The following is a 22844-nucleotide window of genomic DNA, read 5'->3' as shown; positions in this document are numbered from 1 at the left end:
AATTTACTATGAAAAAGATAGCTCTCATTATATCCAGCACCGCGCTGTTGCTGGCAGCCGGTTGTAAAAAAGACAGCGATTTCCTGAATGTACAACCCACTTCTATTCTCACCAATGAACAGGCGTTCAGTGATCCGAAGCAGGTATTATCCATCCTTGCCGATTTGTATAACCGCCAGCTCGACTTCTCCGGCCTCGACAATGGCTGGGCGTCATTTGCCGATTTCAGCGAAAGCTTTCCCAGTGAGAATGGCAGCGCTTTTTTTGTGCAACGCAATGAGTGGGGTTTTGGAGAATGGGGTAACTGGGATTATGGGTACATCCGCGATCTGAATTTATTTATCGAACGCGCCACGGCTGCCAAAGCATTATCAGATGGTGACAAAGCTCGCTTTCTGGCCGAAGCCCGCTTTCTGCGCGCCAACTTTTATTTTGAACTGACAAAACGCATGGGCGGTGTGCCGCTCATCACCGAGTCGTTGTTATATGATTTCAGCGGCGATCCCACTTACCTGCAACATCCGAGAGCAAAGGAATCGGAGCTGTATGATTTTGTGATCAGCGAAGCAGAAGCCATCAAGAAGGACCTGCCATCGGACCCCAATGAAAAAAGCCGGGCAACAAAAGCCGCAGCGCTTGCCATGGAAAGCCGCGCAGCCATCTATGCCGGTTCCATTGCCAAATACGGCGTAAACACGCCGCAGGTAACTTTACCGGGGTTGGAAGTAAGCATCCCCGCTTCGATGGCGGCAGGTTATTATACCAAAGCATTGAATGCTGCCAAAGAGATCATCAGTGGCAGTGCGGGAACGTATGCTTTATACAATAAGAAACCCGACCTGTCGGAGAACTTTGCCAACATCTTTCTCGATAAAAGCAATAACTCAGAAAGCATTTGGGTAGAAGACTTCAAACTGAAAAGCGGAAAGGTGAATGGCTTTACGGTAAGCACCCAGCCCCGCTACGGCGCCGAAGAAGAGGAGGGAGGCCGCATCAACCCCTCGTTGAACCTGGTGGAAGCATTTGAAAAACTCGACAATACCTTTGCTCCCATCCCTGCTACGGATGGTTCGGGCAATCCACTCTACTATACTAACCAGCTCGATATCTTTGCCGGCCGGGATGCGCGATTAGGGGGCACAGTTATTTTGCCCGGCTCGGCTTTTAAAGGCCGCTCGGTAGATATCTGGGCAGGGTACCAGCTGGCCGACGGCAGTATTCTCACCGGAGATGACCGCGGCGCCCAGAAAACTTTACCCGGACAGTCATCACCCGTGCAGGTGGTGGGTTTTGACGGACCGGTAAACGCCAAGGAATTTACCGCCCAAACCGGTTTTTACCTGCGCAAGTATGTAGATCCTACTCCCGGCGCCGGCTCACGAGGCACCAACAGCGAAATTCCCTTTATTCGTTATCGCTATGCCGAAGTATTGCTGAATGCAGCCGAAGCCGCCTTTGAATTAGGCCAGCCTGGTGTAGCCGCTGGTTACATGAACCAGGTACGTGCCCGCGCCGGCTTCACCACACCTTTAGCAGCCTCCGACATTACCTTCGATCGCATTGTGCACGAACGCCGCGTAGAGCTTGCATTTGAAGGCCACATCCTGTTCGATATGAAACGCTGGCGCCTGGCGCATGTGGTATGGGACGGCAATAAAATGACGGTAGCTGATCTGTTAAGCAATATCGGTACGGCTGCCAAACGCAGCACGCAGCCATATGGGTTGTTGCCTTATCGCCTGTACGATCCGGCCAGTGCCAACAATGGAAAATGGCTGTACAAGATCTCGCTGCCCACGCTTGTCACCGGCGCCAACCGTTTCCGCCTGGGGAATTATTATTCGTTTATTGATGATAATATCAGGGCGAACAATCCTAAAATAGTGCGGCAACCAAATCAGTAAGCTGAAAGGCAAAAGCCCAAAGCCCAAAGCCCAAAGCCCAAAGCTGAATGCTGTATTTGCTTTTGGCTTTCAGCTTTAACCTTTAAGCCTGCTTTTAACATAACAAATCGATCAATTATGAAATCACACACCTATTATATCGCAATGCTATTAGCAATAGCAACTGCTTCTTGCAAAAAAGACAACTACGATCCCCCCACTTCCAAACTAACCGGCCACCTGGTATACAAAGGCGAATCCTTTGGGCTCGAATACGACCAGGTGAAGTTTGAGCTGTATCAGTATGGATTTGGTAAAACGGGGCCCATCGCCGCAACGTTTGCGTCCGATGGTTCTTACTCCATGCTGCTGTTCAATGGCGAGTATAAATTCATTATTCCTAATGGGCAGGGACCATTTGTATGGAAGCAAACAGCAGCAGGCGCCCCGGATACCACCATTATCAATCTGCAGGGAAGCCAGGTGCAGGATATAGAAGTAACGCCCTATTATATGATCCGCAATCCGAAGCTCACAGGATCGGGTGGGAATGTATCGGGTAATTTTAAAATAGAAAAGATCATTACCGGCGCATCGGCCCGGGATGTGGAAGAAGTGGACCTGTATATAAACAAAACAACATTTGTTTCAGGCTCCACTAACGTGGCCGTGAAATCTATGAACGGCAGCGACATAACCGACCCGAATAACGTAAATTTAACGATAGCCGTGCCCGCCTTAACCCCCGCTCAGCCCTATGTATATGCCAGAATTGGATTGAAAATAGCAGGCGTGGAGGATAGAATATTTTCACCGGTAGTGAAGATCGATCTGTGAAACCAGCTGTAAGCTATAAGCCGTAAGCTGTAAGCAAAAAATGCTGAACCTGGACCTGAGAACATAAAACATAGAACTGAACATATGAAGAGACAGATCGTATTGCTTGCTGCAAGTATATTAACGATAAGCACATTTGCCCAAACCTGGAAACCAGCCGGTGACCGCATTATGACCAGCTGGGCTGAAAAGGTAGATCCACAGCAGCCGTTACCCGATTATCCGCGGCCACAGTTGGTGCGCAACACCTGGCTTAACCTGAACGGACAGTGGCAGTACGCGGTTGTGCCTGCGACCGAACAGAATATTCCGGCGGCCTATGCCGGGAAGATCCTGGTGCCCTTTGCTATAGAAAGCGCGCTCAGCGGCGTAGCTAAAACAGTAGGGAAGGACAGCGCCCTGTGGTACCAGCGTACGATAACAGTGCCGGCTACCTTTAAGAACAAACGCGTACTGTTGCATTTTGGTGCGGTTGACTGGCTTTGCGATGTATATATAAATGGAAAGAAAGTGGGTACCCACCAGGGTGGCTACGATCCATTCGATATAGATATCACTTCCGCGCTCAGCAAATCGGGCAGCCAGCAACTCGCGGTGCGGGTATGGGACCCCAGTGATGAAGGCCCACAGCCAAGGGGTAAACAGGTGAACAAACCCAACGGCATCTGGTATACGCCCGTTACCGGCATCTGGCAAACCGTTTGGCTGGAAGCGGTTCCGCAAGCCTATATCAGCAGTATTAAACAAACGCCGGATATCGACAAAAGCGTCATCCGCGTAAGCGCGCAGGTAGAGAATGCCGGGCCTGGCGACCAGGTATTGATCGCTGCCTATAAAGGAACGGAAAAGATCGCCGAACAAACCACCACGCCAGGAGCTGAGATTGCGCTTTCCATTCCCAATGCAGCATTATGGTCGCCCAACCATCCTTTCTTATATGACCTGAAAGTATCGCTGGTACAAAAGAATAAAAAGACCGATGACATCAGCAGTTATTTCGCCATGCGCAAGATCTCGGTGGGTACCGACAACAACGGTATTCAACGCATGTTGCTGAACAATGAGTTTGTATTCCAGTACGGTCCGCTCGACCAGGGCTGGTGGCCCGATGGTTTGTACACCGCGCCCACCGATGAAGCGCTGAAGTACGACATCGAACAAACAAAGGCTATGGGGTTTAATATGATCCGCAAACACGTAAAGGTAGAACCCGCCCGCTGGTACAATTACTGCGATAAGCTGGGTATGCTGGTTTGGCAGGACATGCCCAGCGGCGACCTTGGCAATCGCTGGGAATCGCGTCCCGGAGTATATGGACGCGCCAGTGATAAAGACCGCACTGCCGAATCGGAAACCATCTACCGCAACGAATGGCGCGCCATTATGGACAAGCTGTACAATTTCCCCTGTATTGTAGTTTGGGTACCTTTCAATGAAGGGTGGGGACAATTCAAAACAAAAGACATTGTACAGGTAACCCAGCAACAGGACCCTTCGCGCCTGGTGAACAGCGCCAGCGGCGGCAATTTTGAACGGGTGGGACATATTATGGATCTGCATAATTATCCCGAGCCGCTGATGCCCGACCCGGCCTTGTTTGGCGCTAAACAGGTATTGGTATTAGGTGAGTTTGGCGGTTTGGGCTTGCCGGTAGAAGGACACACCTGGCAACAGAAAAACAATTGGGGTTATCAAACCTTCAAGAACAACGAAGAGTTGTTGAAACGCTATGAAGAGTTTGTAAACCGCATCCCCGCTTTAATAAAATCCGGTTTATCCGCCGCTGTATACACCCAAACCACCGATGTGGAAGTAGAAACCAACGGCTTAATGACCTACGATCGCAAGGTGGTTAAAATGCCAACTTCCAGGCTATATGAGATGCATAGTAAATTGTATGAGAATTCTTCGGTAGCAATGAAGAAATAAGTTCCGAGTTCAGAGTTCCAGGTTCAGAGTTTAACAGCCCGGAACCTGGAACTCGAAACCTGGAACTCGGAACTAATAACATAGAACCCAGAATGAAACAATATAAACTACTAACCTTCCTGATAATCTGTTGTAACTTATCTATACAGGCACAACAAGAGAAGGCAAATGTTACAATTAACAATGCAAACAGTTATTACGTAAGCAACAGGCTTCCGTTAAAACCTTCTCCTTTTATTAAGTTACCGGTTCAGGCATTTAAACCGAAGGGTTGGTTACTGCATTTTCTGGAATTGCAGCGCGATGGATTGGCCGGTCACCTGGGACAGATCAGTGCGTGGCTGGCAAAGACGGACAATGCCTGGCTTACCAAAGATGGAAAAGGCAAATGGGGCTGGGAAGAAGTGCCCTACTGGTTAAAAGGTTATGCCAACATCGGTTATTTGTTGCACGATCAGCAGATGATCAATGAAAGCAATATCTGGATCAATGCCGTGCTCAACAACCAGCGGCCCGATGGAGATTTTGGTCCGGCGGTATTGCGCAACCCCGGCAGGCCGGGGCAGGTTGGCAAACGCGACCTGTGGACCAACATGCCGATGCTGTGGTGTTTGCAATCCTATTATGAGTATGCCAGCGATCCACGCGTACTTACCTTCATGACCAACTACTTCAAATGGGAGAATGCGTTGCCCGATAGTATGTTCCTCGAAGATTACTGGGAGAACAGTCGCGGCGGCGATAATTTGTACAGTGTATACTGGTTGTACAACCGCACCGGCGACAGCTGGTTGTTGGACTTTGCCACGAAAATTGACCGCAATACCGCCAACTGGCGACAAAAAGACAATTTACCGAACTGGCATAATGTGAATGTGGTGCAGAGTTACCGCGAGCCGGCCACTTATTACCTGCAAACCAACAACCCCGCCGACCTGGAAGCAACGTATAATGATTTCAAACTGGTGCGTTCCCTCTATGGCCAGGTGCCCGGCGGATTGTTTGGCGCCGATGAAAACGCCCGCAAGGGGTACGATGATCCGAGACAGGCCGTAGAAACCTGCGGCATGGTGGAACAAATGACCAGTGACCAGTTGTTGCTGCAATTTACCGGCGATGCTTTCTGGGCCGACAACTGCGAAGACGTTGCGTTCAACACCTTCCCGGCAGCCTTCATGCCCGATTATCGCAGCCTGCGGTATTTAACGGCGCCCAATATGATTGTGAGTGACAGTAAGAACCATGCACCCGGTATTGCCAATGAAGGACCTTTCCTGATGATGAATCCCTTCAGCAGCCGTTGCTGCCAGCACAACCATTCCGCAGGCTGGGCATATTACGCGGCTAACTGTTGGATGGCAACCCCCGATAACGGACTGGCCGCACAGTTATATGTAGCGGGCGATGTCACCGCCAAAGTAGGGGATGGAACAGAAGTAACCTTGTCGACCGAAACACATTATCCGTTTGAAGAAGGGGTCACATTCACAGTGAAAACACCGCATGCTGTTACATTCCCATTGTACCTGCGCATTCCGGCCTGGTGTACAAATGCGTCCATAAGCGTCAACGGTAAGCGCATCGCGGCAAAAACGACAGCCGGTACTTATGTTCCTGTAATCAATACCTGGAAGAATGGCGATAAGATCCGGCTGACATTGCCCATGCAATTGCAACTTCGCCAGTGGGAGCGGAATAAGAACAGCGTAAGTATCAATTATGGACCACTTACATTTTCGCTCTTAATAAAAGAAGAATACAAAAAGCAGGACAGCAAGGCAACGGCCATCTGGGATTCGCGCTGGCAGGAACATGCGGATGTATCGGCCTGGCCCTCGTACGAGATCTTTGCCGCCTCGCCGTGGAATTATGGATTGGTAGTAGATCCGCAACAGCTCAATAAATCATTTACCATAAAACGGAAGCCCTGGCCCAAGGACAACGATCCATTTACCAATGCCACCGCCCCCATTGAACTGATCGCCACCGGCAAATCCATTCCTGCCTGGACGGTAGATCAATATGGACTATGTGCCGTTTTACCACAGAGCCCGGTTACTACCAATGAAGCACCTAAACAACTTACTTTAGTTCCTATGGGTGGAGCGAGGTTGAGAATAAGTTCCTTTCCATTAATAAAGTAGCAAGTTTGTAAGTTATTAAGTTATTGAGTTATTAAGTTCGTAAGAGACCACGCCAAACCGCATGTTATGTTTTGATAATTCCTTTTTCCATTAAACAGATGCAGGAAATTACACCCCGGGTTGTCAGGATTTATCCTGTACCATCCTGCCAAAATAACTCAATCCTTAGTAAAAACCCCTAGCTGCCCATTAGGTATACAATATTATATTTGCCAAAACTGTTATAGTACGGGTAAAATATCCTGCATGAAAAATATTGTACGTTCCCTTACAGCCTGCCTCCTGTTAATGTCAACCGGCGTTCAAACCACCACCGCCGGAACTATTGTGATAAAAACCATTGGCCATTTACAAAAAGCCATCGATGAAGCAAAACCCGGCGACACGCTGCTGGTGCAGAGTGGATTGTATGCTACCGGCAACCCGGTGACCATTAAACAGGAAGGAACAAAAGAGCAACCCATTGTAATTATGGCCCAGACTGCCGGACAGGCAGAGATCACCGGCGCAGGCGGGTTCGCCATTATGAGCCCGGCGAAATACATTGTGATCAGCGGGTTTAAATTTACCCATGCCGCCAGTACGGCCCGTACGGGTACCGGCACCAGCTTTTGCCGCTGGACGCACAATATTTTCGAGACTGAAGGCGAAGGTGAGGAACTGACCATCGCCGGCAGCGATCACCAGGTAGATTATAATACTTTCCATAATAAGAGTACGATGGGCCGTTTCCTGGCCATCCGCGGCGAAGGCAGCCAGATTGCCGAGCGCTTATGGATCCACCACAACTATTTTTACAATTTCACCAGCCAGGGCGGGAAGAATGGCGCGGAAGCATTCCAGTTTGGCCTGAGCGGATTCAGCATGTCAAAGAGCAATAGTATTGTAGAATACAACCTGTTTGAATATTGTGAAGGCGAGAATGAACTGATTTCGGTAAAAGCATCGGCCGTAACGCTGCGCTATAATACCATTCGCAATTGCAAGGCGCAGTTCACCTTGCGGCATGGTAACTTTTGCCAGGTGTATGGCAACTATTTTAACAACACGCCCGGGCTGCGCATCTTTGGCGATGACCATATTATCTACAGCAATTACTTCGAAACCTGCAGTATGGGCATTAATATAGGTAATGGCGATGGCGAAGTAGCAGACGGCTCGGCGCTTACCTGTCACGACCGGCCCGACCGCGTGCTGATCGCTTTCAATACCCTCATCAGTTGCAAGAGCGGCAGCATTGTCATGGGGGGCCGCGATAAAGGATTAGGCGCTACAGCCATTACCGTTGCCCGCAACATCATTCGTGGCGGCGGACCAGCAGCCAGTATTACCGGTCCTTATGTAAACCCGGTTTGGGAAGGCAATATGGTTTTCAACGCCGAGAGCAAGGGCGATATGCCGGATGGCACGTTCACCACTACCGATCCCAAGCTGGGCCGCGGCAGCAGTGAAACCATCCATCTGCTGCCTGGCAGTCCGGCCATCGATGCCGTACCAGCGCCAAAAGGAAAGAAAGCAGTGAATCCCTATGCCGCCATCACCACTGACATGGATGGTCAGCCGAGAATAGCTCCCCTCGATGCCGGCGCCGATGAAGTAAGCACCGCCCCCGTAACAGCAAAGATCCTGGACCCCAAGGATGTAGGTGCGGATGTGAAATAAGAAATGCTGATAACTAAAATATACAGCCCTGACGGTACCGTCGGGGTTTTTTATGCCCGGGAAAAAGATTTTTCCAATCAAGCGAAACCCGGTAAGGCGGTAGTTACCATAAAGGCCGGAGGGAAAGTAGTAAAAGAAACAACCTTCAAGGCAAAATTTCTTGCGCCTCCAGTGGCTGCCTTAATATCCGATAACGGCATCCTGATAAAAGGTGGACGTATTTCCAAAGATGCCTTGCTAAAGGCAGGAGGCATTATGTGTACGGTTGAGAATTCGGATATTGATATCCCTTTCAAAGTGGCTTCCTTTACCATGAGCGTTATCACCAGCAACCATGTGCAGGGAATGACCGTGACTACGACCAATGACCGCTTTTCGCCAGAACAGATAAAACTGATCCAGACGATGACAAAGGATCAACGGATCATTATCGATGAGATCGCTGCCTCCGGTCCGGATGGCAGAGTTATGAAGATGCCTGCCTCGATGGTGTTTACCATTCAATAGCAGTTTGTTTGTTAATTATAGTCCTCCTTTGCTTCGACTACGGTCAGGATTGGGGGGCTTTTTATTGGTGGGTGGGTAAATCGGTGAAGGCGTTTTCCAGTAGCTCTCTTTTCTTGCGATCGATCTTTTTCTTCAATCGCCAGGATGCTCTGAAAAACAGGAAAGGAGGGAGAGCCCATAACTGGGAAGACAGAAAAAATCCAAAATTATTAGATTTTGAATCGAGCATTAATTTAAGGTCTGTGAGATATATGTAGAGTACGGTTAGATATAAAAGCAGGAAGAGTATTCCTAATGCCAGGTAAATGTTTTTACGGATTTTCATGAGTTGGGTTTGGGTAAAAGTAGGGAAATAGTGGGATAACCATGGCATAATGATTTTCCTTTAGGTTATAAACAGGGGCCCCGTATATATGCTATTCGAGATAAGTTTCCGATTAGCGGAAATAAAACCAATCCAGGTTTCCACCTTATGCCCCTTAAATATAGAAACAGGTAGCGCCGCACAACCAGCACTTCGATTAATTTCATTCATACTATATACACATTGATTGAGCGCTTCGCAGTATACCACTAAAATAGCTTTGTCATCACCTTTAGCGTTACCGTGGCATAAGCTGTTATTACCCCAGGTAAAGATCACTTTTTCAGATGCAGCAATTGCCTTCCCATCCCATTCGTTTTGTAAATGCCCCCGGCTTACCTGTACCTGGCTGTAATCGATTCGGAAGTCGGGATACGTTCCTGTTATTGCGTTCCGAAGGATGCTGGACATGACAAAGTTTGATTTCGTCATCTTTTTATGATCGGGAATGCTTTGTGCAAATACCGGGGTAAGACAGCGGACAAACCTGCCGGCCAGGCCGAACTTCTCCTGTTGTATTAATTGCTTAAGAGATACGTTTTGATTTTTGCGAACAGCCCTGCTGCGTAAACAATATTTACCTTTATAATAGTAACCAACTACGTTACCTAATGTACCTGTGAAATTGAAGAGATTAATTTGGTATGCCATAAAATGAGTTTTTAATCTTTAGATAATAATGGTATAATAGTGAGTTATGGAATAATATGCACCCCGGTATAAATGCTTGGCGCTAACTGGGTTTCATCGTCCGACATAAAGCTCAGCCAGCTATGCACTTCATGCCCGGATAACTGCGGGATTTCTAAAAGTGCTGCACGATCGTTACGTGTTACTCCGCCAATGTTGTAGATGCATGTATTCGATGCTTCACAATACACTACGAAGATGGCCTTATCAGTTTTATGACTGGTCATTTTAAACCAGCTGAATTCAATGCCGCCGGGCGCAGGTTTGGCTAGAGCAACCATTCCTGCTGGCAGATTACCCTGGCTTATCCGCAGCTTGCTGTAGTCGATCTTATATTCCGTGTTGGTGGCCGAAAGAACAGATTGAAAGTTTTGAGACATCACATAGTTGACGTCTGTAATTCTTTTGATCTTGCTATTGCTTTCAATAAGAAAAGGAAGGAAACTTTGTACAATGCCTGCTGCTTTTTCAAGCATTTCCCGTTGTACAAATTGAAGGGCTGATAAATTACTGGCAGCTGTAACCAGGTTTTGAGCAAAGGCAATTTTGATATTTTCATTAGTACAGTCTACTGTATTTAATGAATGAGTAGTTGAGGGTGTCATAAAATGAATGTTTGAAATGGTTAAAGAATAAAAAATATAGGATAAGGTTCAATTTCTCTCTAGGTAATAAACAGCGCCCCGGTATGTGTGCTGTCGGCCAGGTTCCTTTTATCGGCCGAAATAAAACTCAACCAGGTTTGTACTTCATACCCATGGAACTGCGGTACTTCCAACATAACTTCTTCATCCCGGCGCCTGGTTTCCCCTATGATGTGGATGCATTTATTCAATGCTTCACAATACACCACCAGAATGGCTTTGTCGAAACCTCGGGTTAGATCTGAGCCGGCATCGTTACTCCAGGCGAAAGTTATACAGCCCGGACTTGTTTTGGTAACTGCCGTTTGGGCAGGAGGCAGGTTGCCATGGCTAATCAGCACCCTGGGATAATTGATGCTGAACCCCTTACTGCTGTACGTGATCGCTTTTCTGTACACGTATGACATTACAAAACTCAGGTGAGCCGTTTTGCTGACCGTTCTGTTACTAAGTAACAGCAATGGCGAAAGACTAAGCACAAACTAAACTCCGCAGCTTTGGAAAACATTTCCTGTTGAACCAGCTGAAAGGCATTAGGCTCCCTGTTCCTGCGAAGCAGGAAGCTTCGTAAATGATAGGTGTTGTCGTAAGAACTGTATTCAACTACACTACTGCGATTGTTAGTGAGTGTAGTGTTATCTGATAAATGACTCATAAAACGGGTTTTAATGGTGAGAAAATGATTGCCGGAACAGTTGTCTTAAAATGCGCCCCCGGGGCCCTCGGGGTTGCATTTCAATTTGGTGGGCATTTGCCCTTCCCGATACGCATCGGGTTTAATTACCGGTGACTCCGGTGTGTTGTTTTACAGGATACGTCTACTCCGATTGCAGTTAGCTAATGGTTAACTCGCCGCAATAAACGCTGTTTGCAATCAACTTGCCATTGGCCGACATAAAGCTGATCCAGGCATGCACTTTTTTACCTGAGAATTCGGCTACATCAAGGTTGCCGGTTGCCGCATCGCGGGCAGGTCCGAACGCATATTCCGTTTCATTCATTTCAGGGCAATATGCGATAAGTACCGCCTGGTCATTGGCTTTTGCGAGTTTTCTACCCGCATCATTCGTCCAGGTAAATTTGAGGATGCTGTTAGCCTCCGCTGTTGCCACGGGGCTTTTGGCCTTTGTAAGCTTACCCTGGCTGATTGGCACCTTGCTGTAATCGATCTGAAAATCAGGATAAGTGCCGGTGATCGCATCCCTGAGGATGATTGACTGGGCATAGTTTTTACCCGTCATTTTAACCGCCTGGTCTTTGAACCCGAGCGTTAACAGATCATTCATGCTTTGGGTGAATTTGCCGGCTATGGCAAACCGGGCCTGTTGTTCAAGTTGAGCATCACTGAGAGCGCCTGTACGCTTTTTCGCTTTACTGCGCATGTAGGGCACGCCCCGCCAGTTACTGCCAACTACTTTACCGATGGTTCCTGAAAAGTTGTCCAGGATACCGTTGTTCATCTTTCCCATAATAGGAGGTTTTAGATGTTAAGGAATGAAATACCGAACCGAAATAAGCTTGTGTGTAACCGGTATATCCACTTGCTTGCTTTCTGACACAAACATAAAACGGTTTAAAATGGGGCTAAACCAAACTCCTTACTTTATGCGTTCTGACTTATTACTACTTACTTTGACTTACATTTATCCGCTTTTGGCGTTATAGACGTTCGTGGCGCGTTTATAGTTAATTTGAAGGTGAAGTGACTGCAGGAGATTCGTATTGCCGGTAAATTGAAGGATGAACGTGTGAAATGGCGGATATTTCTTCGCAACTGCTCTTAGAATGCTTTGGGAATGCTATCAGGCTTCTTCGCAAATTTGCGAAGAACTTGCGAAGGATTTCCGAAGAAGGGTAAGCTGAGTCTTTGCTCAGGGAAAGAGAAAGGTGTGGGAGGTGAAACCTGTCTTGTCATAAAACCGACAAGACAGGTGGTTCCTTTTACGGCGCTATATATTTTTCGCCATACATGCGGGCAAGTGCCATTCTGATCTCTTCTTCCTCATATTTGAAATGAAAGCAAAACTTTTTTATTGATATAGGGGCATTTTTAGGAATATCATATTCTGAACGGATCTCTCTAATCATTGCCTGCGCTGTGCGAAGATGAATTCTTAATATAGCCGCGATCTCATCTGTATAAATGACTACTCTGAAATTGTCAAACCTTTTATACCTCACTTCACCTCTCGTGTTTAACAACTTCCATTGCCGGGCCCGTTCACGTCGTATTTCCAGGCTATCCATTTTCCCCAGCTTCAAATTCTCAATGGCCTGCGCCAGTTTTATCCGTTCTTCACCGGGAAATGGATTGTCAACAGCCGGGTCTGGTTTTGATTTCCTCCTGGGTAATGGGATATATTTTTTCAATGACGCAATGAAAAGGTGCACCCATAGTTCGTCAATACCCATATAGTGGCAAAAATGAGGAATTAAAACACGCATCTCACGATCTTCAAAGTAAGCGCGGATCTCAAAGTACAGCTTATGGGCATCATCATAATTGCAGTCCATGAAGTTCATTATGTCCTCAGGTTCCATAATCAACTGCAATACCTGCACAAAATTGCGGCGGGGATAAAACCTGTCTACCAGTTCGTATACTTCATCGTTGATCGTGATGTCGTCAATCGCTGGTTTAATTTCACCAGTGATTTCATTTTCGAATAGCATGATGTTGATAGTAAATTAAAAAGTTAAGCCAATAGCGGCAATTGGCTAACTAATCAGAGAGACTTTTCGAATGCTTAAACCATGAGTTGTATAACTTAGGCGGATAGAGGAAGTTACTGAATTTCCAGGCTTTATTTTCTTGATACCGGCAAGGATGTCAGAAGTTGATCCGGGTCAAACCGGCCCCCCAAGCTGCACCTAAACTCAGCATTTTTTCCCCAGATGTTTAGTCATTTTCTGGTAGCTGTTTGTTTAAATAGTAGCGATTTGCTACAATCGACTAAAGGTTTCTGCATCCCTTAATAGCCATCTTTTGCTTAATACATTCCGCAAAAGCTGGCTAAATTTTGCTTTTTACCGGTAATCAATTAATTTGGCTGCTGGTATGAGTAGTGTTTACTCGCCTGATATTGTTGTTTCATTACCTTATCTCCCTTGTCCACAATTTCCAATAGATTTCATAAATAGCTATATTTTCTCCCATACGGGATCCTGCCTGCCGGCAATTGTTGAGCAGGAAGGGGAACGTTTAGGGCGAAGCCCGAAAGTTTAAGGTTCTGTACTGCCCCGATAAAAAGGGGCAAGGTAAGTTGTTCAACCATCGAGATTCCCAACCAAACAACAACTTACCTGATTGATGGCAACGTTCTGACTTTTGTCAGGATGGTTGGCAGGAGCCGTTTTGTGTTACCCACCCAACGTCCGTGTTAAACTGAGTTCGTAAACACATATTCAACAACGGCGTTCCCGATGAAGCAACTGTCTGACGAGATACTTATTGAATTTAGCCAGGGCAAACCACATGCCTTTCAGGCTGTATTTGATAGTTTCCGGATGCGTATTTTTTATTTTGTCAAGAACCTTATAGATGATAGTCTTTCCGCAGAAGAAATTACCTCCGATACCTTTATAAAACTGCATCGTATACACGACAGATTCAACACCTTTAATAATATCCAGGCTTTTCTTTTTATTACTGCGCGCAATGCCTCGCTCGATTATTTACGGCGCCGGGAGCGGGAACGGCAGAACCTGGCTGAGCTGAGGTCGCATGAAGAGCAGGAAGGCGTGTTGCCGCTCTTTGCCGAAACCGACATTCAGGCCGAGGTGCTGCAGTTTATTTATAGCGAAATTGAGAAGCTGCCAACCAAAACCAGGCAGGTTTTCAAGCTTTTTTACATCGAAGGCCGGTCGGTGAGTGATATTGCGAATTTGATGAATGTCAGTACCCAAACAGTAGCCAATCAAAAGACCACTGCGCTTAAATTATTGCGGATGAAAGTTTTAGACCGACCCATGCTCATCTTTTTTTTACTGTTTTTAGCAGCCCAGCAGCGCAATTGAAAAAAATGTTACCCCAATATGAAATTTTCTTTAATTCTATTAGTATAACTGCACAATCCCGTCGTTTTAATATATGTACAAACTGAAGCAAAGTATGAATAGTCCGCTGGTCACTCAATTGAGATTGATAGCCAGAAATGTCTACCCAACAGTTTATACCACTAATTAATACCATTTAACCCGATGCCTTTTAATAGCCATATAGGACAGTTGATCATAAAGCATTTGCAGGAAACCATCACTGCAGATGAAACGCATACCCTGCAACAATGGATTGCAGCCGATGAAAAACACCAAATTCTCTTTAACAAGCTCACTAACAGTGACTGGCTGCAGCAGGCAGTCCACGACCATGCAGAAAGTGAAACCCGTATAAAGGAACGCGTGTTCGCAGCGTTGCCCTACATGCAGGACGCGCACACTGATTCACCCAAAAGCTGGGTACGATGGATGTCGGTAGCCGCTTCGGTATTGATAGTTGTATCGATCGGCTGGTACATTTGGCAGGGCAAAACAAAGCCAGCCATTGTAGCAGAGCAACAAACGCCGGTAGCCACCGTGATACCGGCAGGCGGCAACAAAGCTACGTTGACGTTAGCAGACGGCACGGTGATAGACCTGGATAAGGCCGGTAATGGTACCATCGCCACGGAAGGTAAAACAACAGTCAATAAAAAAGAAAACGGACAACTGGAATATAAATCGGCAACTAGTACAAAGCAGGCGGTATATACGTATAATATGTTGAAAACACCCCGTGGCGGTCAGTACCAATTGTTGTTACCCGATGGAAGTAAGGTGTGGCTGAATGCCGCGAGTTCGATCAGGTATCCCACGGCGTTTGTAGGGAATGAGAGGAGGGTGGAGATAACGGGGGAGGCTTATTTTGAGATAACACACGATGCAGTGCGGCCTTTCAAAGTGATGATTTATCCCGCAGAAGGCGCTACCGGACGTGGGGGAGAAGTGGAAGTATTGGGAACGCATTTTAATATTAATGCCTATGGAGACGAACAACCTATAGTTACGACCCTGTTGGAAGGAAAGATCAAGATCACGCCTGTAGATGTAGTGAACAAGGCGATGACAGCAACTCATCCGGCTAATACGGCCAAAGCATACAAAGTGATCAACCCCGGGGAAGAGGCCCAGATTGATAATAAAGCGGATATCGTTATACGAAGGAATGTAGATACGGAATCGGCCGTTGCCTGGATGAAAGGGTTCTTTGATTTTCACAATGCCAGCCTGAAGACGGTGATGAAACAAGTGAGTCGCTGGTATTCGGTAGATGTTGAATATACAAAGGCGATGCCTGAGCAAACGTTTGAAGGCAATATCGACCGGAACATTCCACTGAACGAATTACTCGAATTATTACAACAATATGGTTCAACAAAATTTAAAATAGAAGGAAGAACCGTTAAGGTTCAATAAGAAGTTAGCCATGAATGATATAAATCTTACCTATGCCCTCCTCACAGGAGCGCAAAACAGTTGCTTGCTATACTAATCAACCATTGGATCATTAAACCCACGATTAATCAAGAACTTAAGGAACCTGATTCCAGGTTAACCCAATTTGTTTTATAAGTCTGGTAAGGCTATGAAACTTTACAAAATAACCGGATTCTGTTAGTGGCAGAACCCGGTTGTAATGAAGGTTAACTTTTCAATGCGCGAAACATTCTTTATTAACCAACAACAGACCAAAGGTATGAAATTAACTGCTAATCCGGCTTTAGGGCTTTTTCATGTGTGGGTTGGAAGCTCTGGAGCAAAACTAGTGCGCGTAATGAAGTTGACAACGATCATAATTCTGGCTGTCTGTTTGCAAAGCAGCGCAAACGGCCTGGCCCAAAACACAGTGACATTTTCCGGAAAGGATGTTAACCTGGAAAGTGTTTTCACTGCAATTAAGAAGCAGACAAGCTATCGCTTCTTTTTTAATACGTCTATTATTCAGAATGCATCAAAGATTACCATTGAGGTTAAGAATGCTCCTATTGATCAGGTGTTGAACCTGGCGCTGAAGGATCAGTCTTTGACTTTTGCTATAAAGGGGAGGACGATTTTTGTTATGAAGAAGCCAGAGGAGGATAAGAGTAGTCAGGTTGCCCCCCCTCAGGGGGATCCGGTGACGGTGAAAGGAACTGTTACAGACGAACAGGGCAATCCACTGGCAGGTGCAAACGTGAAGGTGAAGGGAACGGATAAAGGTGTTACTACTGATGAACAGGGGCGGTTTACATTGTCTAACGTGGATGGGAACGGAATGTTAGAGATTTCTTTTGTAGGACGTGAAACGTTGCTATTAGCCGTAAAAGGAAAGACTATTTTTTCGATTGCGCTTGGTCAAAAAATAGCACAGTTAGACGAAACGGTTGTAATTGCTTATGGAACTACTACTCGAAGATTTTCAACTGGAAATGTTACTTCTGTAAAAGCAATTGATATAGAAAAGCAACCTGTGAATAATCCATTATTGGCTTTGCAAGGACGAGTGCCTGGAATGACAATTATACAAAATACAGGCGTACCCGGAGGTTCTTTATCAATACAAATTCGTGGGCAAAATAGTATAAATTTTGCTAGCGAACCTATGTACATAATAGATGGTGTTCAATTTAGTACACAATTATTATCAAATGTTGGAGGTGGTATTACCGGTAAAATTGGGAGCAATGGGGGCAATCCATTAAATTATCTTAATCCTGCGGATATTGAAAGTATTGACATTTTAAAGGACGCGGATGCAACAGCGATCTATGGGAGTCGTGCTGCTAATGGCGTTGTGTTAATAACAACAAAGAAAGGCAAATCTGGTAAGATGTCGATTGATGTTAGGGTTTATGAGGGCATGGGAAAAGTCAGTAAAAAACTTGATCTACTAAACAACGATCAGTATTTAGAAATGAGACATGAAGCCTTTATGAACGATAATGCAACTCCTTCCTTAATAGATAGAGATCTTAAGGGGGATTGGGATACTACCAGATATACAGATTGGCAAAAAGAATTAATTGGTAGAAATGCGCAATATTCAGATGCTCAATTGTCATTATCTGGTGGTAATAATGAAACGAAATATCTTATTGCTGGCAGCTTCCACAAAGAAACAACGGTTTTTCCTGGAGATTTTAATACGAAGAAATCTGCATTACACTTTAATTTTTCAAGTACTTCTGTTGATCAACGCTTTAATATTATGCTATCAGGAGTATATGTTAATGACAATGCTAAGTTGCCTCGTGCTGATATGACGCAAAATATATTCGGATCTCCAGTTGCACCACCTTTCTATAATGAAGACGGTAGTCTGAACTGGCAGTTTACCAGCGCAGGTGTTCTTACCTTTTCTAACCCGGTTGCACAATTATTGAATAAGTATAAAAACACAACAAATAATTTAATAGGTAATCTCGCTTGTAATTATAATCTTTTTCCCGGATTAGATTTGAAGGCTAGCATGGGATATACTAATCTATCAGCTAATGAAATTAATATGTCTCCCATTGCGGCTAAACCGCCTAATTTTCCTGCTAGTTTGAAAGTTGGTAATGCAAATTTTGTCAATAATAATATTCGTTCATGGATAATTGAGCCCCAGGCCACTTATCAAGTTGCGATTAAAAAGGGACAATTGAATGCCCTTATTGGAAGTACGTTTCAGCAGAATATTAGCAATAATCTAATTATTGCCGGTAATGGTTATACCAGTGATCTAACGCTAGAGAATATTCAATCTGCTCCAATTGTTACCGTTACCACATCGACTTTCGCGAAATATAAATATAATGCAATATTTGGAAGATTAAATTATAACTGGCAACAACGTTATCTAGGAAATTTTACTCTTCGCAGAGACGGCTCAAGTAGGTTTGGTCCCGAGAATCAATTTCATAACTTTTATTCAGTTGGGGGGGCATGGATATTTTCTAATGAACTATTCATTAAGAATAAGGTAAAGTTTTTAAGTTACGGAAAATTGAGAGTAAACTTCGGTACAACCGGCAATGATCAAATCGGGGATTATAAATTTTTAGATTTATATAGTAACACTGCATATCCTTATCAGGGGGGGCTGGGATTATATCCTGCCAACTTGTTTAACCCATTACTTGCTTGGGAAGAGACAAAAAAATTGGAAGGGGGAATAGACGTCGGTTTTTTTCAAGACAGAATTTACGCTACTGCCAGTATCTATCGCCACCGTTCAGGCAATCAACTATTATCTTCAGCATTACCTGCCATGACAGGATTCCCTTCTATTATAACAAACATACCAGCGCTTGTTGAAAATATAGGATATGAGTTTGCTCTCAGCACAAGAAATATTCTTTCTAAGAAATTTACCTGGCGAACAAATTTCAATTTGACAATAGCAAAAAACAAGTTAAAAAATTATCCTGATTTTATTGGCTCTATCTACGAAAACCGGCTTGTTATAGGTAAACCAGTAACAGTTATAAAGGTGTTCAATTTTCAAAGGGTTAATCCGACAACTGGTATTTATGAATTTGGAGATGGAAATGGAGGACTAACCACACGGCCAGACACAGCAACGCGCACCACTGCTTATGGTTTGATTAACACAGTTCCTAAATTTTATGGTGGATTTCAAAATACTTTTCAGTATAGGGATTTTGAACTTGATATTCTTTTCCAGTTTGTAAAGCAAATTGGCCAACAGTTTTTGGTTAACCCCAACCTTACCCCTCCTGGTAGATTTTCTGTGTTGAATAATCAGCCTGTTAGTGTTCTTGATCGTTGGAAAAAAACAGGAGATGCAACCATTATTCAAAAGTATAGTCAAAAATCGACCTCGGATGTCGCGGTTGGTTATACGAATATGCTAAATAGTGACCTAGCTTATGGCGATGCTTCGTTTATCCGACTTAAAAATGTTTCGTTATCTTATCAGTTACCACAAAGCTTTCGGAATAAACTTCACCTTAAAAACTTCAGGATATATTTTCAAGGACAGAATTTACTGACTATTACTAATTATAAGGGATTAGATCCGGAAACTCAGTCGGTTACAAGTCTCCCACCATTAAGAGTCTTAACCTTTGGCGTTAATATCACTTTATAAAATTTAATCTATGTATAGTCATTCTTATAAATACTTTTTTGTCATAGGAATATTGACTTTTTTGTTGCTTTCATGTAAAAAATTCGTGCAAGTAGAGCCACCAATAACAAATCCCACGAGCAATTCAGTATATCAGAATGATGCAACGGCTATTGCAGTATTGAGCAGCATCTATAATCAAATGCAATTCAATGGTATAGCCGGAGGTACTCAAAGCATTTCCACTTTGACGGCATTAAATAGCGATGAGTTAAAAAATTATTCAGTCGATTTACTACTTTCTCAGAGTTATTCGAACGCTTTACGAAATAGCAGCCCAGTTTTGTTCTGGAATAATCTCTACAATTTCATTTATATTTCAAATGCTGCTATCGAAGGCATAAATAAATCTACAACTCTTAGCTCGGCTGTAAAACAGCAATTGCTAGGCGAGGCGAAGTTCTTGCGGGGATTCTTTTACTTCTATTTGGTTAATTTGTATGGCGATGTTCCATTGCTACTGACTACTGATTATCGCATAAATGCTAAAGCATCACGAGAGGATACTGATAAAGTTTATGAGCAAATCATAAATGATTTAAAAGAAGCCGAGGATTTACTTAATGATAATTATGTTGGGTTAGATGCAATATTGACAACTACTGAAAGGATTCGTCCTAATAAAGCAAGTGCATCTGCGATGCTTGCTCGGGTTTATCTATATACCGGTAATTGGGCAGAATCAGAAAACGAGGCGACCAAAGTTATCAATAATACTAGATATAGCTTAGTAAGTAATCTTAACAATGTATTCAAAAAGAATAGTACAGAAGCAATTTGGCAAATACAACCTGTTAACCCACAGTTTAATACATTGGATGCTGCCGCATATATCCTTACATCAGAACCTGGTAGTAATAATTATTTTGCTTTAACTAACAATTTGGTTTCTTCTTTTGATGACGTAGATGCAAGGAAAAGTAACTGGATAAAAAGTTTTACAGTTGGAGCAAAGACTTACTATTACGCTTTTAAATACCAGGTAAATGCCGCGCAACCCTCAAGCGAATATGCCATGGTGATTCGGTTAGCAGAAGTATATTTAATTAGGGCAGAGGCTAGAGCTCGCCAAGAGAAAGTTGGTGATGCACAGTCTGATCTAAATGCCGTGCGAGCTAGAGCTAAATTGCCAGGTACAACTGCTAATACTAAGGATCTTCTTATCGTTGCACTTGAAAAAGAAAGAGAGCTGGAGCTTTTCACTGAATGGGGGCATCGTTGGTTCGATATAAAACGGCTAGGTAGAGCCTCTGCAATCATGTCTGTGATAACTCCTCAAAAAGGAGGTGTTTGGAGTGATAATTGGAAACTTTATCCGATTCCTCAAAGTGAAATTCTCTTAAACAAAAATCTGACTCAAAATGATGGGTACTGAGTTTTTGATTGAGCGAAATTTAATTAGGAAAACGATATGCACACATCGGTTGCTTGCTTGAAAGATAAAAAAATAAAGTGATGGCAAAAATTAGTTTTATTTTATTAGTAGTTTCTTTTTTTATAAATACAGGATATACACAGGAGAGAGGTATAAGCTTTTGTCATAAATTAAGCTGGCAGGAACTTCTGAAAAGGGCCAAGAAGGAAAACAAATACATTTTTTTGGACTGTCATACTACATGGTGCGGGCCTTGCAAGCGAATGAGCCTAAATATTTTTCCTCTTCAAGAAGTTGGAGATTATATGAATAAATATTTTATTAGTGCTAAATTGCAAATGGACACTACGGTGCAAGATAATGATGAAATCAAGGCATGGTATAAAGATGCTGAGGCTATGGCACACCGATATTCGATAAATGTTTATCCAACGCTTCTTTATTTTAACCCTCGAGGCGAATTAGTTTATAAAATTAGTACCTCCTTTACCGATCCTAAGACGTTTATTGCAAGTGCTGAAATTGCTCGCAATCCCAATAATAGTTTCGGTAAATTATTAGGAGAGTATAATGACGGGAATAGGGATACAAGCTTATTAAAGTATCTCGCGGTTGCTGCCAGAAATGAAAAAAATAGAGCTTTAACAATAAAGGTGAGCAATGAATATGCCATTGAAGTATTAAAATTATATAACAATCTAAAGGATTCGTCAATATATAAGTCGTTAGCCGAAGTTGTTAATAGTTTGGGTAATGATTCGCTAGCTCATTTATTTGCAAATAAGTACATAGGATCACTAGATAAACATTCGCTGAACAAAGAGAATATTGCTTATATGGTTCGTTATACAACTTATATAGATGACCCAGGATTTAAGATTTTTCTTGATCAAAGTGAGCAGATTAATGCCACAATGGGGCAAGCTAGTTATAACTATGCAATTGATGTGTTGAAAAATATAATTATAAAACAAGATGAAGAATTTGTTGCTTTAAGAAGTTCAACGAATTGGGTTCCTGATTGGCAGAAGATTCAGAATAAGCTTGAGAAAAAGTACAACGCATTAGTTGCAGATAAGACAGTCGGTTTCTTTAAACGTGATTTTTATAAACAAAGAAGCCAATGGCCTGAGTATATAGAATCATTAATTACTTATATTAATAAGTATCCTCTTAGCATCACTACTAGTGGGTATAATGATTTTGCTTGGCAAGTGTTTGAACATAGTGATAATCCTGTGGATTTGAAAATAGCGCTGGAGTGGAGTAAAAAGACTCTAATTGTTAATGGAAAGGAAGAACACTCAAATATGGATACCTATGCGAATATTCTTTATAAACTAGGAAAAAAGAATGACGCGATATCTTGGGAACAGCGAGCCTGGAATATTGCAAATCCAGAAAATAAATTAGTGTATCAAAAAACTTTGGAAAAGATGAGAACGGGTGAGCCGACATGGCCTTAATTTTATCGACATCTGGCTGTAAGTACATAGATAACGTTAGTTAATGTCTTTGATGAAATTATATGGCATCGTTCTCGCTGGATTTCGTTAATTGCGAGAACCTTTATTGATGTATACAAAGAATATAATCACGGCTTTTCTATCTTGTCCTAGGGCTTCTTTTGTGGGTGGTGATGTACAACGCCACTTAGT

18 protein-coding genes are annotated in these 22844 nt (G+C 43.8%); 11 read left to right on the top strand and 7 right to left on the bottom strand.

From position 1 onward, the window contains the following. Positions 1-8: 8 nt before the first annotated feature. The 6 genes from NIAKO_RS24515 to NIAKO_RS24490 all read left to right on the top strand — a co-directional run bounded on the left by NIAKO_RS24515 (position 9) and on the right by NIAKO_RS24490 (position 8962). Positions 9-1904 carry a RagB/SusD family nutrient uptake outer membrane protein gene (locus NIAKO_RS24515; protein WP_014221147.1) on the top strand — a complete coding sequence of 632 codons (1896 nt, stop codon included), beginning with the start codon at positions 9-11 and terminating at the stop codon, positions 1902-1904. A gap of 117 nt (positions 1905-2021) precedes the next feature. Next, positions 2022-2720 (top strand): DUF3823 domain-containing protein, encoded by a 699-nt coding sequence (locus NIAKO_RS24510; RefSeq protein ID WP_014221146.1) that lies wholly within the window; start codon positions 2022-2024, stop codon positions 2718-2720. Positions 2721-2804: 84 nt separating this feature from the next. Then, complete coding sequence (locus tag NIAKO_RS24505) at positions 2805-4649, top strand: glycoside hydrolase family 2 protein (protein ID WP_014221145.1); 1845 nt, start codon at positions 2805-2807, stop codon at positions 4647-4649. A gap of 92 nt (positions 4650-4741) precedes the next feature. Beyond that, entirely contained in the window at positions 4742-6793 is a 2052-nt protein-coding gene (locus NIAKO_RS24500) for a beta-L-arabinofuranosidase domain-containing protein (protein ID WP_014221144.1), read from the top strand. 246 nt (positions 6794-7039) lie between these two features. Beyond that, positions 7040-8455 carry a polysaccharide lyase 6 family protein gene (locus tag NIAKO_RS24495; RefSeq protein ID WP_014221143.1) on the top strand — a complete coding sequence of 472 codons (1416 nt, stop codon included), beginning with the start codon at positions 7040-7042 and terminating at the stop codon, positions 8453-8455. Between the two features lie 3 nt (positions 8456-8458). Continuing rightward, positions 8459-8962 carry a GldM family protein gene (locus tag NIAKO_RS24490; RefSeq protein WP_041347248.1) on the top strand — a complete coding sequence of 168 codons (504 nt, stop codon included), beginning with the start codon at positions 8459-8461 and terminating at the stop codon, positions 8960-8962. Positions 8963-9023: 61 nt separating this feature from the next. Here NIAKO_RS24490 and NIAKO_RS24485 read toward each other — a convergent pair whose 3' ends face one another. The 7 genes from NIAKO_RS24485 to NIAKO_RS24460 form a co-directional block, all read right to left on the bottom strand. Next, the gene (locus NIAKO_RS24485; RefSeq protein WP_133055324.1) at positions 9024-9287 is read right to left on the bottom strand and encodes a hypothetical protein; all 264 of its coding nucleotides are present in this window, start codon (positions 9285-9287) and stop codon (positions 9024-9026) included. Positions 9288-9347: 60 nt separating this feature from the next. Further along, the gene (locus NIAKO_RS24480; protein ID WP_014221141.1) at positions 9348-9977 is read right to left on the bottom strand and encodes a DUF6266 family protein; all 630 of its coding nucleotides are present in this window, start codon (positions 9975-9977) and stop codon (positions 9348-9350) included. Positions 9978-10021: 44 nt separating this feature from the next. Beyond that, complete coding sequence (locus NIAKO_RS24475; RefSeq protein WP_014221140.1) at positions 10022-10621, bottom strand: DUF6266 family protein; 600 nt, start codon at positions 10619-10621, stop codon at positions 10022-10024. A 59-nt stretch (positions 10622-10680) separates the two neighbouring features. Continuing rightward, a complete protein-coding gene (locus NIAKO_RS24470) occupies positions 10681-11067 on the bottom strand; it encodes a DUF6266 family protein (RefSeq protein WP_014221139.1) in 387 nt (128 codons plus the stop codon). Positions 11068-11075: 8 nt separating this feature from the next. Further along, a complete protein-coding gene (locus NIAKO_RS38705) occupies positions 11076-11315 on the bottom strand; it encodes a hypothetical protein (RefSeq protein ID WP_014221138.1) in 240 nt (79 codons plus the stop codon). 178 nt (positions 11316-11493) lie between these two features. Beyond that, positions 11494-12129, bottom strand: a complete 636-nt coding sequence (locus tag NIAKO_RS24465) for a DUF6266 family protein (protein WP_014221137.1) — start codon at positions 12127-12129, stop codon at positions 11494-11496. A 472-nt stretch (positions 12130-12601) separates the two neighbouring features. Beyond that, on the bottom strand, positions 12602-13333 hold the full coding sequence (locus NIAKO_RS24460) for a hypothetical protein (protein WP_014221136.1): 732 nt from the start codon (positions 13331-13333) through the stop codon (positions 12602-12604). Positions 13334-14083: 750 nt separating this feature from the next. Between NIAKO_RS24460 and NIAKO_RS24455 the strand changes: the two genes are divergently transcribed. The 5 genes from NIAKO_RS24455 (at position 14084) to NIAKO_RS24435 (ending at position 22652) form a co-directional block, all read left to right on the top strand. Next, positions 14084-14677 (top strand): RNA polymerase sigma factor, encoded by a 594-nt coding sequence (locus NIAKO_RS24455; protein ID WP_014221135.1) that lies wholly within the window; start codon positions 14084-14086, stop codon positions 14675-14677. A gap of 183 nt (positions 14678-14860) precedes the next feature. Continuing rightward, a complete protein-coding gene (locus NIAKO_RS24450) occupies positions 14861-16114 on the top strand; it encodes a FecR family protein (protein WP_014221134.1) in 1254 nt (417 codons plus the stop codon). Positions 16115-16334: 220 nt separating this feature from the next. Next, positions 16335-19772, top strand: coding sequence for a TonB-dependent receptor (locus tag NIAKO_RS24445; RefSeq protein WP_049815602.1), 3438 nt, complete (start codon positions 16335-16337; stop codon positions 19770-19772). A gap of 10 nt (positions 19773-19782) precedes the next feature. Then, on the top strand, positions 19783-21186 hold the full coding sequence (locus tag NIAKO_RS24440; protein WP_014221132.1) for a RagB/SusD family nutrient uptake outer membrane protein: 1404 nt from the start codon (positions 19783-19785) through the stop codon (positions 21184-21186). Between the two features lie 80 nt (positions 21187-21266). Beyond that, positions 21267-22652: a thioredoxin family protein gene (locus NIAKO_RS24435; protein ID WP_014221131.1), complete on the top strand. Its 1386-nt coding sequence runs from the start codon at positions 21267-21269 to the stop codon at positions 22650-22652. The last annotated feature ends 192 nt before the right edge of the window (positions 22653-22844 follow it).

The sequence above is a fragment of the Niastella koreensis GR20-10 genome (assembly GCF_000246855.1).
GTDB lineage: Bacteria > Bacteroidota > Bacteroidia > Chitinophagales > Chitinophagaceae > Niastella > Niastella koreensis.
The sequence above is the reverse complement of the archived record's forward strand: the minus strand, read 5'-3'. Positions and strand labels throughout refer to the sequence as shown.